This window comes from Burkholderia sp. ZZQ-2 (assembly GCF_050768715.1).
Taxonomy (GTDB): domain Bacteria; phylum Pseudomonadota; class Gammaproteobacteria; order Burkholderiales; family Burkholderiaceae; genus Burkholderia; species Burkholderia cepacia.
Genome location: NZ_LDVA01000008.1, coordinates 1 through 14,101 on the forward strand (window position 1 = coordinate 1; position 14,101 = coordinate 14,101).

Annotated in this window: 13 protein-coding genes; 2 read left to right on the plus strand and 11 right to left on the minus strand. The window is 68.9% G+C overall.

Going from position 1 to position 14,101, the window contains the following annotated elements; translation table 11 throughout:
• Positions 1 to 101 precede the first annotated feature (101 nt).
• Positions 102 to 995, minus strand: coding sequence for a DMT family transporter (locus ABY44_RS00100; RefSeq protein WP_027790760.1), 894 nt, complete (start codon positions 993 to 995; stop codon positions 102 to 104).
• Between the two features lie 244 nt (positions 996 to 1,239).
• Positions 1,240 to 2,151: a LysR family transcriptional regulator gene (locus ABY44_RS00105; RefSeq protein WP_027790759.1), complete on the minus strand. Its 912-nt coding sequence runs from the start codon at positions 2,149 to 2,151 to the stop codon at positions 1,240 to 1,242.
• A 127-nt stretch (positions 2,152 to 2,278) separates the two neighbouring features.
• Between ABY44_RS00105 and ABY44_RS00110 the strand changes: the two genes are divergently transcribed.
• Positions 2,279 to 3,298: a zinc-dependent alcohol dehydrogenase family protein gene (locus ABY44_RS00110; protein ID WP_060171415.1), complete on the plus strand. Its 1,020-nt coding sequence runs from the start codon at positions 2,279 to 2,281 to the stop codon at positions 3,296 to 3,298.
• Between the two features lie 49 nt (positions 3,299 to 3,347).
• Here ABY44_RS00110 and ABY44_RS00115 read toward each other — a convergent pair whose 3' ends face one another.
• From ABY44_RS00115 to ABY44_RS00125, 3 genes are read right to left on the minus strand one after another with little or no spacing between them, the layout of a single operon-like run.
• Positions 3,348 to 4,532: a porin gene (locus tag ABY44_RS00115; RefSeq protein ID WP_431640674.1), complete on the minus strand. Its 1,185-nt coding sequence runs from the start codon at positions 4,530 to 4,532 to the stop codon at positions 3,348 to 3,350.
• 51 nt (positions 4,533 to 4,583) lie between these two features.
• The gene (locus tag ABY44_RS00120; RefSeq protein ID WP_059692922.1) at positions 4,584 to 5,381 is read right to left on the minus strand and encodes an ABC transporter substrate-binding protein; all 798 of its coding nucleotides are present in this window, start codon (positions 5,379 to 5,381) and stop codon (positions 4,584 to 4,586) included.
• 50 nt (positions 5,382 to 5,431) lie between these two features.
• Positions 5,432 to 6,565, minus strand: coding sequence for a M20 aminoacylase family protein (locus ABY44_RS00125; RefSeq protein ID WP_060171420.1), 1,134 nt, complete (start codon positions 6,563 to 6,565; stop codon positions 5,432 to 5,434).
• A 184-nt stretch (positions 6,566 to 6,749) separates the two neighbouring features.
• Between ABY44_RS00125 and ABY44_RS00130 the strand changes: the two genes are divergently transcribed.
• On the plus strand, positions 6,750 to 7,709 hold the full coding sequence (locus ABY44_RS00130; RefSeq protein WP_060171423.1) for a LysR substrate-binding domain-containing protein: 960 nt from the start codon (positions 6,750 to 6,752) through the stop codon (positions 7,707 to 7,709).
• 67 nt (positions 7,710 to 7,776) lie between these two features.
• Here ABY44_RS00130 and ABY44_RS00135 read toward each other — a convergent pair whose 3' ends face one another.
• The 6 genes from ABY44_RS00135 to ABY44_RS00160 form a co-directional block, all read right to left on the minus strand.
• Positions 7,777 to 10,089, minus strand: coding sequence for a TonB-dependent receptor (locus ABY44_RS00135; RefSeq protein ID WP_060171425.1), 2,313 nt, complete (start codon positions 10,087 to 10,089; stop codon positions 7,777 to 7,779).
• A 212-nt stretch (positions 10,090 to 10,301) separates the two neighbouring features.
• Entirely contained in the window at positions 10,302 to 11,519 is a 1,218-nt protein-coding gene (locus ABY44_RS00140; protein WP_060171427.1) for an MFS transporter, read from the minus strand.
• Positions 11,516 to 12,592: an ABC transporter substrate-binding protein gene (locus ABY44_RS00145; RefSeq protein WP_060171429.1), complete on the minus strand. Its 1,077-nt coding sequence runs from the start codon at positions 12,590 to 12,592 to the stop codon at positions 11,516 to 11,518. Before ABY44_RS00145 ends, ABY44_RS00140 begins: the two co-directional genes overlap by 4 nt.
• A gap of 34 nt (positions 12,593 to 12,626) precedes the next feature.
• A complete protein-coding gene (locus ABY44_RS00150; RefSeq protein WP_009694203.1) occupies positions 12,627 to 13,037 on the minus strand; it encodes an ExbD/TolR family protein in 411 nt (136 codons plus the stop codon).
• Positions 13,037 to 13,753 carry a MotA/TolQ/ExbB proton channel family protein gene (locus tag ABY44_RS00155; protein ID WP_060171431.1) on the minus strand — a complete coding sequence of 239 codons (717 nt, stop codon included), beginning with the start codon at positions 13,751 to 13,753 and terminating at the stop codon, positions 13,037 to 13,039. The genes ABY44_RS00150 and ABY44_RS00155 overlap by 1 nt, the downstream gene beginning before the upstream one ends.
• A 41-nt stretch (positions 13,754 to 13,794) precedes the next feature.
• On the minus strand, positions 13,795 to 14,101 hold a 307-nt coding region (locus tag ABY44_RS00160; protein ID WP_431640680.1), incomplete at its 5' end, for an energy transducer TonB.

The window sequence follows — 14,101 nt, forward strand, 5'->3', positions numbered from 1 at the left end:
CCCGCCCCTCCGCCATCGGCATCGCGCGCCGCGACGCGATCCGCCACGCACGAATCGGCCGGCATCGACACGCCGGCCCGCATCCCGCGCGCGTTCGGTATTCAGTAACGCATCACGAGAAACAGGCCGGCAGCCGCGAGCGCCATCCCCGGCCATGCGAGCGCGCCGATCGTCTCGCCGAGCGCCACGAGCGCGATCAGCGCGGTCGCGGGCGGGATCAGGAAGAACAGCGCCGACACGCGCGACGCCTCGCCGTACCGCACCATCGCGAGCAGCAGCGAGATCGCGATCAGCGAGTTGCAGATGACGAGGTACGCGAGCGAACCGGCGAGCCCGGCGGTCCATTGCACGTGCATCGGTTCGAGCGCGAACGCGAGCGGCGCGGTGACCGCGAGGCCGACCGCGTACTGCACGAGGTTCGCGGTGACCGGATGGACATCGGTGCCGAAGCGTTTTTCCCACAGCGTGCCGCCGGTGATGCAGGCGAGCGCGAACAGCGCGAACGCGAGCGCCCAGGGCGACGCGACATCGACCGACGAACGCGCGAGGATCACCAGCACCGCGCCCGCGGCGCCGAGTGCGAGCCCGATCCAGCGCAGCACGCCGACGCGTTCGCCGGCAATCATCGGCGCGAGCAGCCCGACGAGGATCGGCTGCTGCGACGTGACGAGCGCGACGGCGCCCGCCGACATGCCGAGCTTCAAGCTCAGGTACGTACACGCGAAATAACCGGCCTGCAGCAACAGGCCGACCACGACGAGATCGCGCCATGCGCGCCCCGTGCGCGGCAACGCAGGGCGCAGCCACAGGAACGGGCCGGCGAGCAGCGCGACGACGCACGCATAGCGCAGTGCGAGGAAGGTGAGCGGATCGGCATAGCGCAAGCCGAGCTTCAGGAACACGAAGCCGCTTGCCCACAACAGCAGGAACAGTGCGGGCGCGATGCGCAGCCAGCCGGGTTGCCGCGCGGCCTTCGTGGTATCGATCGTCGTCATGTACGCGCGCGCCGGGTTGTCGTTGGGAGGTCCCCGTGCGCACCGGGGCTGCATGCCGGCCCGCGCATCACCGAAGAACCGTGTAACAGGTGGGGTTCGGAACGGTCGCTGAGATGACGATGGCGATGACGACCTGCGGTTCGCGCTTCATGACGTCGTGCCCCCGGCGGATTGGGTGTGCGACGATCATACGCCGCACCGGCCGACCATGCGTCGCGGGGATGCCGCGACCGACGCGCCCGCCTCAACCATCCGACGCGAGCATCTTCGGTATCTCGTCGACGAGCGCATCGATGACGACACGCACCTTCGACGGCACGTGGCGCGATGCCGGCCGCACCGCGAACACTTCGGCGCCCGACACGCTGTTGCTGTCCATCACGAGCGCGAGGCGTCCGTCGCGCAGGTAAGGCGCCATCAGCCAGCAGGGGAGCCACGCGAGGCCCGCGCCGGCGGCGGCCGCATCGGCAATGGCCTGCAGGTCGTCGAGCCGCAGGCGCCCGGCCGGGCGATGGTCGTGCACCGCGCCGTTCGCGCCGACTATCGGCCACGGCGTCGGTTGCCCGCCGCGCGAATACGCGATGCCGACGTGCGACGCGAGTTCGTCGAGCCCCGCCGGCCGGCCATGACGTTCGAGATACGCGGGCGATGCGCAGATGCCCATGCGCTGCACGCCGAGCTTGCGGCCGACGAGCGCGCTCGTATCGGCGAGCTCGCCGATGCGCACCGCGATGTCGAAGCCGTCGTTGACGAGGTCGGCCACGCGATCGCTGAACGACACGTCGATTTCGAGCCGCGGATGGCGCTCCACGAGGCGCCGCATGAGGGGCGCCACGCATTGCCGCCCGAACAGCACCGGCACGCTGACGCGCAGCCGCCCCGCCGGCTCGCGCTGGCCCGCGTCGAGCGCGGCCTCCGTCTCGCCGAGTTCGGCGAGCAGCCGCCGGCACTGTTCGTAATAGACGAGCCCTTCGTCGGTCAGGCCGAGCTGGCGTGTCGTGCGCTGCAGCAGCCGGGTGCCGAGACGGCGTTCGAGCCGCGCGACGACCTTCGCGACGGCCGAGCGCGTGACGCCGAGCCGCAGCGCGGCCGCCGCGAAGCTGCCCGAATCCACCACGTCGACAAATTCGGCAACGCCTCTCAGCCGCTCGTCCATGCCATTTCGCTCCGGTGGGGTAACAGGTTTGTGTCCATGCAGGCGACAGTCATCGGCCGAATTATCGTCAATGCGTCCCTGCGCGCAACACTATGATAGTCCGCACTATCTCGAAAAAGGAGTCGACATGCGCGCATGGCAAGTAAAACCGGGCGACGGTGTGGCCGGGCTTCGGCGCATCGACGCGACACGCCGCGCGGTCGGGCCGACCGACGTCGTCGTGAAGATCCATTCGGCCGGCCTGAACTATCGCGACCTGATGTTCGCGCGCGGCGACTATCTCGGCATCGGCACGGAAGCGCTGATTCCGGTTGCCGACGGCGCCGGCGAAGTCATCGAAACGGGCCGCGACGTCACGCGCTTCAAGCCCGGCGATCGCGTGATCAACACCTACTTCCCGCGCTGGATCGACGGGCCGCCGACGCCGCAGAAAACCTCGGGATCGCCCGGCTCGCATTTCGACGGCGTGCTGGCCGAGCACTTCGTGTCCGACGAGGCGGCGCTGGTCGCGATTCCCGCGCATCTGGACTACGACGAGGCGGCGACGCTGTCGTGCGCGGGCATCACCGCCTGGAACGCGCTGTTCGCCGACGGCGGCCTGGGGCCCGGCGCGACCGTCGTACTGCTCGGCACGGGCGGCGTGTCGATCGTCGCGCTGCAGCTCGCGCATGCCGCGGGGCTGCGCACCATCGTCACGTCGTCGAGCGACGCGAAGCTCGAACGCGCCCGCGCGCTCGGTGCGGACGCAACCATCAACTATCGCGCCACGCCCGAATGGCAACACGACGTGCTGCGGCTCACCGGCGGAGCGGGTGCGGATCTGGTCGTCGAAGTCGGCGGCAAGGATACGCTGCCGCGCTCGGTCGCCGCGACGAAGATGGGCGGCACCGTGTCGGTGATCGGCGGCCTCAGCAGCTTCGGCGGCCCCGAGCTCGGGCTGCTGTCGCTGATCGGCGGGATCCGGCGGCTGCAGGGGATCATGGTCGGCAGCCGCGCGATGCTCGACGACGTCGTGCGCCTCGTCGACGCGAAGCGGATCAAGCCGGTGGTCGATCGTGTGTTCGGCTTCGACGAAGCGCCGCAGGCGTATGCGTACCTGCAGTCGGGGCAGCACTTCGGCAAGGTCGTGATCCGCGTCGCGCGGTAAGCGCATCGGGGCGACGGGCAGCGGGCGGCCTCGCCCGCTGCATACGGCGTCAGAACCTGTGACGGAGCCCCGCGTGAATCATCAGTTGCTTCGAGGTCGACGACAGGTCCGCCGCGCCGGGAACATAGGCCTGGTCGAGCGACGAACCCGTCGCGTCGCCCGCGATCCGCTGGTAGGCGCCCATCAGGTACACGTCCGTGCGCTTCGACAGCATGTAGTCGGCCATCAGCCCGAGCGAATGGATCTTCGGCTTCGCGGTGCCCGTCGTTGCGTCGTAGCGCACCGTCGTGTACACGTACTGCGCCCCGACGAACAGCGCGGGCGTGAACTGGTATTTGCCGTTTACTTCGAAGTTCTGGTACTTGATCGACGTGACCGCGCCGCCTGCGAGCGGGCCGGTCACGGGCTCGATCGTTTCGTCGCCGAACAGGTAACCGACGTTCGCGGTGGGCCGCGTGACGTTGCTGTTCGTGTACGCGAACCCGACCGTCGCGGGCCCCGCCGTGTAGTTGATGCCCGCACCGAAGATCCGCAGCCGCGCCGACGCGAAGTTCGCATCGGCGCCGACCGATCCCGAGCCCGCGATCGCGCCGCCCGGCGTCGCACCCGGGTTGTCCGCATTCAGGAAGGCCGCGCCGACGAGCCACCCGCCCTGCTCGTACTGCGCGCCGACGCTCCACTGCCGGTTGTTCGCGAAGCCCGTGTCGTTACTGAAGCTGTACGTGCCGCCGAACGAGAAACCGGCGAAATCCGGGCTCGCATACTTGACCGTGTTGTTGACCCGAAACGTATTGCCGGTGTTGTCGTTGTCGAGCGGATGCGAGAACGGATAGACGCCCCAACTACCGTTCGCTGTGGTCGGCGCGAGATAGTCGACCACTGCATCGTATTGCCGGCCGAGCGTCAGCGTGCCAAACCGCGCGCTGCCGAGGCCGACGTACGCCTGCCGCCCGAACATGCGGCCGCCCTGCGCGAGCGTGCCGCTGTTCACGTTGAAGCCGTTCTCGACCCGGAACAGCGCGCTGTAGCCGCCCCCCAGATCCTCGCTGCCCTTCAGCCCCCAGCGGCTGCCCTGCGCGAAGCCGCTCGCCATCTGCCACGCGCCGTGGCCGCCGACATTGTTCGTGTAGTCGATGCCCGCATCGACGAGGCCGTACAGCGTGACGCTGCCTTGCGCGAACGCGGGCGCGGCGCACAGTGCCGGCATCGCGACGAAAATCAATCTCCAGTTCATCCGTCATCCTTATTTGTTTTGTCGTTACCGCGCCATGCATGGCGCCACCGCTTACTTCGTGCCGTAGATGTCGAAGTCGAAATACTTCCGGTTGATCCGCTGGTACGTGCCGTTCGCGAGGATCGTCGCGAGCGCGCGGTTGAAGGCGTCGCGCAGGTCGTTGTCCTGCTTGCGCAGCCCGAGCCCGTCGCCCTGCCCGAAATACTTCGCGTCGTCGATCGCCGCGCCGACGAACGCGAAATCCTTGCCCTGCGGCTTCTTCAGGAAACCGTCGCTCGCCGCGATCGATGCCTGGAACGCCGCGTCGAGCCGGCCCGTCACGAGATCGGCATAGACCTGGTCCTGGTTCGGGTACGACACGATCTGCACGCCGGCCGGCTGCCAGTTCGCGATCGCATAGTCGGCCTGCGCGGAGCCCTGCTCGACGCCCACGCGCTTGCCCTTCAGCGCGTCGGCCGTCGGCAGCAGCGGCGAACCCTTGCGCGCGACGAGGCGCGCCGGCGCATTCGAGATCCGGTTCGTGAAGGCGATCTGCTGCTGCCGCTTCGGCGTAATCGTCATCGACGACGCGATGACGTCGAACTTGCGCGCGAGCAGCCCCGGAATCATCCCGTCGAAACTCGACTCGACCCACACGCAGCGCGCATGCAGCTCCGCACACAACGCATTCGTGATGTCGATCCCGAAGCCCGTCAGCGTGCCGTCGGGCAGCTTGTACTCGAGCGGCGGGTAAGTCGGATCGACCGCGAGGCGAATCTCCCTGCCCGCCCAGTCACCCGCATGTGCCGCCCCCGCCGCCAGCGCCAACGCGAGCGCCGCCATTCGCTTACATTGCTTCCACTGCTTCATTGCCAGTCTCCTTCCTCGTGTGAATCGTCAGTCAAAATCATGCGGGCGCGTCACGCGAGATAGCGCTCCGCCAGCGCAATCCAGTAGCTCGCGCCGGTGGCGAGGCACGCGTCGTTGAAGTCGTAGCCGGGATGGTGCAGCCCGCATCCGGCGCCGCCGTCGCCATTGCCGTCACCGTTGCCGATCGACAGGTAGCTGCCGGGGCAAACGCTCAGCATGAACGCGAAGTCCTCGCTTGCCGCGATCGGCCGCAGATGGGGGATCAGCGCGCCGTCACCACCCCATTCACGGGCGACGTCGCGCGCGAAGGCGGTTTCCGCCGCGTGATTGACGAGCACCGGATAGTCGTGGCGGTAATCGATCTCGGCCGTCGCGCCGTAGCTCGCGGCCTGCCCGTGCACGATCTCGCGAATGCGCCGTTCGAGCAGCGCGCGCACGTCCGGCGACAGTGCGCGCACGCTCAGCGCCAGTTCCGCGTGCGGCGGGATCACGTTCGACGCGGTGCCCGCATGGATCGAGCCGGCCGTCACGATCGCCAGGTCCTGCGGGTTCACGTTGCGCGACACGACGGTCTGGAGCGCCATCACGATCGACGCGCAGACGACCACCGGATCGATCGTCGTATGCGGCGCCGCGCCATGCCCGCCGCGCCCGGTCACGCGCACGCGCACCTCGTCGGCCGATGCCATCGCCGGGCCGTCGCAGAAACCGAGCACGCCGGCGGGCAGGCCCGGCACGTTGTGCATCGCGAACACCGCATCGCACGGAAACTGCTCGAACAGCCCGTCGTCGATCATCCGCTTCGCGCCGCCGAGCCCTTCCTCGGCCGGCTGGAAAATCAGGTTCAGCGTGCCCGTGAAGCGGGCGCGCTCGGCCAGGCACCGCGCCGCCGCCAGCAGCATCGCCGTATGGCCGTCGTGGCCGCATGCATGCATCACGCCGTCGCACCGGCTCGCATGCGGCAGCCCGGTCGCCTCGCGGATCGGCAGCGCATCCATGTCGGCGCGCAGCCCGAGCCGCTTACCGGCGCCTCGCGTCAACGTACCGACCACGCCCGTGCCGCCGAGCCCGCGCGTCACCCGATAACCCCACGTTGTCAGGAAACCGGCCACGAGGTCGCTCGTCGCATGTTCCTCGAAGCCGAGCTCCGGATGCGCGTGCAGCCGTCGGCGCAGCGCAATCATCTCCGTCTCGATGGCCGCCAATTCCGGCTGGACTAGTTTGTGGATCAACCCCGATTCTCCTCGATGTACGCCGGTTGCCGATCGCCCGAATGACCGATCGTGGCCGCATCGTAGGCAGCGAAAATCCCGGCGAACAGCCGCGGTTTCGTTATGATGACAACCTTTCGTTGTCGGGTATCGCACCATGGGTACGATCAGGCTGCATCAGCTTCAGGCGCTCGTCGCGAGCGCGGAGGCAGGGAGCATCCGCGGCGCGGCGCGCACGCTCGGGCTGTCGCAGGCGGCCGTCACGCGCGCGCTGCGCGAACTGGAGGCCGGCGAGCGCCTGCCGCTGCTCGTGCGCGCGCCGGAGGGAATCGGCTTCACGGAATACGGCAAGACGCTGCTCACGCACGCGAAGCTCGTGCTGAAGCAGCTCGAACATGCGCAGAGCGATCTCGAACGCATGCGCGGCCGCATCGAGGGCCGGCTGAGCATCGGCGTGACGCCGTGGCTCACGATGACGTTCCTGGCGGAAACGGTGCTGCGCTTTCGCGAGCGGATGCCCGACGTGCGCCTCGAACTCTACGAGGCGCTGATGGCCGTCGCGCAGCCGCTGTTGCGCGACGGCAGCATGGATTTCGCGCTCGGGCACGTGCAACCGGGCGGCACACAGGAATTCGCGTTCGAGCCGATGCTGCGCTACGAGACATCGGTAATGGTGCGCGCCGGCCATCCGCGCGAACACGCGCGATCGATCCACGACCTGCTCGAGAACGACTGGGTGCTGAATTTCGCGGCCGACGGGCAGGCCGCGCTCGTCGACTACCTGTTCACGCGCCACGGTGCCGACATCGACGAACGGCGCATCGTCCGCGCGCAGTCGGTGGCGATGCTGCAGACGATGCTCGAACAGGCCGACATGTGCACGTGGTGCCCGACGATTCTCGCTGCGGTGCCGCCGTTCGGCGAACGGATGCGCGCGTTGCAGCTGAAGGAGACTTTCGAGCCGCGCGACCTCGGGATCGTCACGCGGCGCAGCAGCACGCTGAGCGACGCGGCGCGCTGCTTCATCGAGTGCCTGCTGCACGTGATCCGCCGCCATGCGCGATCGGCACGCAAGGCGGATCTCGCGCTGTTCAGGACGCTGTCGCTGCTGATCTGACGCGCGGCGAACACGGGCGGGCCGCCGCGTCGCCGCGTGCGTGTCGTGCCCGTGCCCGTGCCGCCCGTCAGATTTTCGCGGTCAGCGTGATCCCGACCGTGCGCGGGTCGCCGTACAGCGCCGGATACGCGCCATACGACGGCAGCAGCTCGAGCTTCTTGTAGACCTTGTTGGTCAGGTTCGTCACGTAGCCCGTCACGATGTACTTCTGGTTCGGCGTCGTGTAGGAAACGTGCGCGTTCAGCACCGTGTAGCCGCCCTGCCAGAGCTGCGGCATCGTCTGCCGGGTCGCGCTGAAGTATTCGCGGCTGCGGTAGTTCACGTCACCGCCTGCGATCAGCGTGCCGAACGACACCGGTACGCGATAGTCGAAGCCCGCATTGATCGTTGTATGCGGCGAGCGCGCGAACGAGTTGCCGACGGCGGTCGGCACGTAGCGGAACTCCGTGTAGCGCGTGTTCAGCATCCCCAGGTTCGCGAACAGGTAGAGGCTGTTGACCGGCTGCGCCTTCAGCTCCAGTTCGAAGCCGTCCGCGCGCCCCTGCCCCGCATTCGACAGCGTCGACACCGGCGGGCCGCCGAACGGGTTCGGCGCGAGCGCGAACACCTGGATGTCGCGATAGTCGTAGTGGAACACGCTCGCGTTGACGATCAGCCGCTTGTCGAACCACTCGCTCTTGATGCCGACTTCATAGTCGGTCAGGTACTCCGGCGACACGGTCGACACCGTGCTCTGCGTATACGCGTTGCCGTTGTAGCCGCCCGAACGGAAGCCGCGCGCATAGCGGAAGTACGCACGCACGTTGCTGCTGAGCGCGTATTCGGGCGTGAGGTCCCAGGTCGGCGCGCGCCAGGTGTTCGTCTGGTTCTGCCGCGCGCTGACCGCCAGCGGCGACGACACCGACGACGGCTCCCACCAGCTGCCGGGATTGTCGAACGTCACGTTGCCGGTGCCCTGCAGCCCGGTCAGGTTGATGTTCTTGCGCTCGATCGTGTAACGCAGCCCGCCCGTCACGTTGAAGCGGTCGGTAAACCGGTACTTCACACTGCCGAAGATCGCCGCGCTCTGCGTGTGCTGCGTGAGGTCGGTCAGGTGGTAGAACGCGGGTGACGGCGAACCCGGCAAGCCGCCGCCGGCGCCCTGCTCGGCCAGCTGCTCGGTGAACAGGTGCGTGCCGACGAGCCAGCTCAGCCGGTCGTTCTGCGGCGATTCGAGCCGGAATTCCTGCGAGAACTGGCGGCTCGACAGGCGATCGTGCGAGCGCGCGGCGTCGAACGCCGAATAGTCCTCGTCGTCCTGGTACCAGCGGTGCAGCCCTTCGAACGCGGTGATCGACGTGAGCGTGACCGCCGGGTTGATGCGCCAGTGCGCGGTGAGCGACGTGCCCCAGGTCGAGATGTGATCGCTCGACGGCGCGTTGAGCGACACCGTGTACGGATCGCTCGAGCCGACGAAGCCGAACTGGTTCGCGCCGCCCGGCCCCGCGCCTTGCGCGTGCCACGCATTGCCGCCGCCCGTGTAGTTGCGGCCGTGGATGTTGAACAGGAAGTTGGTGTCCGACGTGGGCACGGCGAGCACCTGGAAGCGCACCGCGTTGTCGTGGAAGCCGCCGAAGCGCCCTTGCTGCACCGTATTCGTGTAGAAGCTGTCGGCGTTCTCGTGATACACCGACACGCGCGCGGCCAGCACGTCGTTCTTGCCGATCGGCCCGCCGATCGCGGCCTCCGCGAGCCGGCTGTTGTACTGGCCGAGCCCGATCTTGCCGTAGCCGCTCACGTCGAAGGTCGGCTTCTGCGACGTGATGCTGAGCGCGCCGCCGACCGTGTTCTTGCCCCACAGCGTGCCCTGCGGGCCGCGCAGCACTTCGATGCGGTCGAGGTCGAACAGCGGAAAGCCCTGCCCGAACACGCTGTTGATGTACACGTCGTCGAAGTACACGCCGATCGGGCTCAGCGACAGGTCCGACGGATCGTTGCTGCCGACGCCGCGCAGGAACCAGCGCGGCCGCTCGCGGCCCTCGGTCGATTGCCCGGTGAAGTTCGGCACGTACTTCGTCACGTCGTTGACCACGCGCAGCTCGTTGTTCCTGATCGCGTCGCCGCTCAGCGCGCTCACCGCGACCGGCACGTCCTGGATGCTCTCCTTGCGCCGGCGCGCGGTCACGGTGACCGTGCCGAGGTTCGTTTCGCGGATGGCCGTGCCGCGGGTCGCACGGGCCGCCGTCGGTGCAGCCGCGGCTGCATCGTCCGTGCCCGGTTGTGCCGGTTTCGCGTCCGGTGCCGCCGCCACCGCACCTTCTTCCGCCCACGCGGGCAACGATACGGCTCCGCCCGTCAGCAGTCCCCCCAGCGCGGTGACGATTAGTTTTTTCCTGAACATCGATGAGTCATCCTGTTTGATCGGTTGAACGCACGTGCGTGCGCGACGCACGGGTTCCCTGTTGCAATTCGGATGCCAGCCTCGAGAGGCCCGTCGTATCGGGCTTCCGGCAGGTATGCGGGGTGCGCGTTGCTGCATGCGCATCTGTGAACGGAAGCAAACTGCTTGTCACGCAACACTGCCGGATCGCGCGACACCCGCTCCGATGGTCGTCAGGAGAGCTTTGCAGTCACGGGCCGCGACGCATCGCGCCGCCCATGTGCGACGCGCAACGCGCACGCCACCAGCACGACGACAGGCAGCCAGCACAGAAACACGGCCTGCAACCCGACGGCCGGCACGAGCGCACTGCCGGCCAGCGGGCCGCAGAACGCGCCCGTCATCGACGCGAGGTTGTACAGGCTCGACACCTGGCTCTTGTCCGCCGGGTGACGGCCGAGGCGCTGCATGTTGACGAGATGCAGCAGCGACGAGCCGGCGCACAGCGCGGCGAGCCCCGCGCCGACGATCCACGCGTCACGGGCGAGCCCGAGCGCGAGCAGGCCGGCCACCGCGCCGGCCAGGCTGAGCCCGTGGCAACGGCGCGCGCTCAGCCGTTGCGCGACATGGCCGAGCCCGAACAGCGCGATCACCGCGACCACGCCCTGCAACGTCAGCAGCGCGACGGCGTGCGCCTGGGACAGCCCGAGCGACTGAATCGCGAGCACGACCGTATACGCGCCGGCAAGCGAACGCGTCGCACTGTTCACGGCCTCCAGCACGAGTTGCTCGCGCACGTCGTGATTCCATGCGAGCGCCAGCAACGCGCGCAGGCCGCCGGTTTCCGGTTGGGCGCCGCGCGGCACGGCCTCGGCGTCGCCGAGCAGCGTCCGGCTGAACAGCGCCATGCCCGCGAAGCTCGCCGACGCCGCGCAGAACGTCGCGACCGCGCCATGCGCGCCGATCAGCCAGCTCGCGAGCCACGGCCCGACCATGCCGGTTCCGACCGACATCGCCGCGCGGTACCAGCCGGCGCGCGCGAGGCCGATCTGCGCGAGACGCGCGAGAAACACGCCGTTGATGGACACGATCCGGAACGGGATGCACAGCCCGATCAGCACTTGCGTGAGCGCGATCAGCGGCCATGCGCCGGTATACGGCACGACGAGGTTGAGCAGCATCGGCCCCATGCTCGCGGCGAAGTACACGCGCCGCGCGCCGTAGCGCGCGACGAGCAGCCCGGCCGGCAGCGTCATCAGCGCGATGCCGAGCGGCTCCATCGCGGCGATGATGCCGAGCCGCGCGCTGTCGACGCCGAGCGCGAGCGCATACAGCGTCGTCGCGAGCTGCGCCATGCTGATCGTCGTGCCGCTCGCGAGCGCCAGCAGCATGAAGCCGCCGGTGAAGCGCTCGCGCCGCCATGCGTCGGCGACGCGTGCCGGCGCGCTCACCGCGCGGCGTCGCGAGACAACGGTGCGATGCCGTCGAGCGCGCGCCGGTCGATCCACGCGCGCACGTCGAAGTCCGCAGGCAGGAACCGCCATTCGACGAGGAAGCGCTTGAAATCGTCGAGCGCGGCGATCGACGCTTCGTCGAGATCCGTGCGCAGCCGCCGGTGCACGTCGGTGCCGTACGCGAGCCGCAGCCAGTCGTGACCCGATCCCGTCTCGCGGCCGAGATAGCCGAGCACTTCCTGCTCGTGCTCGCGCGCCCAGCATTCGACGTCGGTCACGCGCGCGAGGAAGCGGCGAACGATGTCGGGATGGCGTTCGAGCGTCGACGCATTGACGGTCAGCGGCCGAGGCGAGCCGTTGTTGATGCGGATCTGCGGATCGGGATGAAAGCCGATGTCGACGACCGTCTGCGCGCCGATCAGGTGCGCGGTCTCGAGCCCGAGCGAACCCTTCACGTAGATCGCGTCGACCTCGCCGCGCACGAGCGCGGCCGCTTCGGCCGCATAAAGGCGCCGGCTGGACAGACTCGACGGATGGCTGAATGCCGCGTCGCGCGTCAGCGGCGTCGACACGGGCGCGCGCAGGTTCGACGCGGGCACGTCGACCCATTCGACGTCGGCGGGGCCGAGCCCGTCGAGCGACAGCGCGCTGACGAAGCCGCGCAGCGCCGCCGCGCGGAAGATGTCGATACGTTCGCCGTCGCGGCGCGGCAGCCCGATGCGGCGCCCGCGCAGGTCCCTCGGCCGCGCCAGGCCGGTTTCCGGCAACGCGACGATCGCCTGCGCCTCGTCGACCCAGGTCAGCGCGACCACCCGGGTATCGGCACCGGAGGCGCGCGCCCACAGCGCGGGAATGCTGCCGCCCTGCCGGAACGTGTTGTCGAGCGAATGATCGACGTGCGCGCGATGCAGCGCCGCGTGCTGGTTCTCCTGCAGCGCGCGGACGGTGATGCCGTCGCCGGCGAACTCGCTGTCGAGCCAGCCGAGATGCGCGGCGATGCCGAGCGGCGTCGGCACCGGACAGCGCGTGTACCAGATCGACTGGACGTGATGGGAAGCCGTGATGCTCATGGATGCGTTCGGAAAAGGAGTCGTGAACCGCGCATCAGCCGCGCGGCGCGGTGAGCACCGACAGCCGCGTGATACCCGCATGCTCGATCGCGGCCATCAGCTTCGCGACGGTGCCGTACGGCACGTGCTCGTCGGCCTGCAGGTCGAGCGCGACGTCGGGCCGGCCGGCCTTCAGCGCGGCGAGCTCGGCCGGCACCGCGGCGAGCGCGACCGCGCGCTTGTCGAGATACACGACGCCCTTGTCGTCGACGCTCACGGTGACGTTCGGCTTGCGGTCGGCCGGCGCCGTGGCGACGGTGTTCGGCAGGTTCACGTGCACCGCGTTGTTGAGCAGCGGCGCCGTGACGATGAACGCAACGAGCAGCACGAGCATCACGTCGACGAGCGGCGTGATGTTGATTTCACTGAGCACGTCGTCGTTGTCGGAAGAGGACGAGAAGGCCATTATGCGAACGCCTCCTGACGGGCGCCGTCGGCACGGCGTGCCGGCGCGGGCGCGGTGGCGGCGGGCGGCACGCGGAAACCGGCCTTCTGCGCGAGCGTGACGAAATCGGTTGCGAACGCATCGAGATCGGCCGACGCTGCCTTCACGCGGCGCACGAAGAAGTTGTACGCGAGCACGGCCGGCACCGCGACCGCGATGCCGATCCCGGTCGCGACCAGCGCCTCGCCGATCGGCCCCGCGACCACATCGATGCTCGCGGACGCACTGTGCGTGATCGCGGTCAGCGCGTGGATGATGCCGAACACGGTGCCGAACAGGCCGACGAACGGCGCGGTGCTGCCGATCGACGCGAGCACGGCGAGCCCCGCTTCCGCGCGCCGGCGCGCGTTGTGGATCTGCTGGCGCAGATGGCGTTCGAGCAGGTCGTGGCGGCTCCAGCTGTGTTCGAGATCGTGCGCGCTGCTTTCGTCGGCGCGCCGCAGCGCGTCGAAGCCCGTCGCGGCGAGTTCGCCCACGGGGCTGTCGGCGCCGTCGAGCGCGGCCGCCTCGTGGAAACTGTTCGCGGCCCAGAACGCGCGCGTGTAATGCCGGTTGCGTGCGCTCGCACGCAGGCTCTGGATCGTCTTCACGACGATCAGCGTCCACGTGACGACGGAGAAGACGACGAGCAGCCAGAGCGCGCCCTGGACGATGAAGGTGGTCGGGATACCGTTCATGATGTGAGTTCCTTGAAAAATGTGGCGGGCCGCCCGGTCGGTCAGCCCAGCTTGAAATCGATCGGCACGTTGACCCAGCCGTCGACCGCTTCGTCGCCGCGCTTCGCGGGCACGAACGTCCAGCGCTTCACGGCGGCCACCGCCGCGTTGTCGAGCATGCGGCGGCCGCTGCTCGTGCGGACGTCGACGGCATCGGGCGTGCCGTTCGCGAGCACGTGCACGCGCAGCACGACGCGCCCTTCCCAGCCCTGGTCCTGCGCAAAGGCCGGGTAGTCGGGCGCCGGGTTGCGCAGGTAGGCCGCGTCGCCGATCGGCGCGGTTTCGCGCACGGGCGCCGCCGGCGCGGCG

Excerpts from the sequence above, each read along its gene's own strand:
- ABY44_RS00100 (WP_027790760.1), bottom strand. The coding sequence starts at position 995 with ATGACGACGATCGATACCACGAAGGCCGCGCGGCAACCCGGCTGGCTG.
- ABY44_RS00105 (WP_027790759.1), bottom strand. The coding sequence starts at position 2,151 with ATGGACGAGCGGCTGAGAGGCGTTGCCGAATTTGTCGACGTGGTGGAT.
- ABY44_RS00110 (WP_060171415.1), top strand. The coding sequence starts at position 2,279 with ATGCGCGCATGGCAAGTAAAACCGGGCGACGGTGTGGCCGGGCTTCGG.
- ABY44_RS00115 (WP_431640674.1), bottom strand. The coding sequence starts at position 4,532 with ATGAACTGGAGATTGATTTTCGTCGCGATGCCGGCACTGTGCGCCGCG.
- ABY44_RS00120 (WP_059692922.1), bottom strand. The coding sequence starts at position 5,381 with ATGAAGCAGTGGAAGCAATGTAAGCGAATGGCGGCGCTCGCGTTGGCG.
- ABY44_RS00125 (WP_060171420.1), bottom strand. The coding sequence starts at position 6,565 with ATGATTGCGCTGCGCCGACGGCTGCACGCGCATCCGGAGCTCGGCTTC.
- ABY44_RS00130 (WP_060171423.1), top strand. The coding sequence starts at position 6,750 with ATGGGTACGATCAGGCTGCATCAGCTTCAGGCGCTCGTCGCGAGCGCG.
- ABY44_RS00135 (WP_060171425.1), bottom strand. The coding sequence starts at position 10,089 with ATGTTCAGGAAAAAACTAATCGTCACCGCGCTGGGGGGACTGCTGACG.
- ABY44_RS00145 (WP_060171429.1), bottom strand. The coding sequence starts at position 12,592 with ATGAGCATCACGGCTTCCCATCACGTCCAGTCGATCTGGTACACGCGC.
- ABY44_RS00150 (WP_009694203.1), bottom strand. The coding sequence starts at position 13,037 with ATGGCCTTCTCGTCCTCTTCCGACAACGACGACGTGCTCAGTGAAATC.
- ABY44_RS00155 (WP_060171431.1), bottom strand. The coding sequence starts at position 13,753 with ATGAACGGTATCCCGACCACCTTCATCGTCCAGGGCGCGCTCTGGCTG.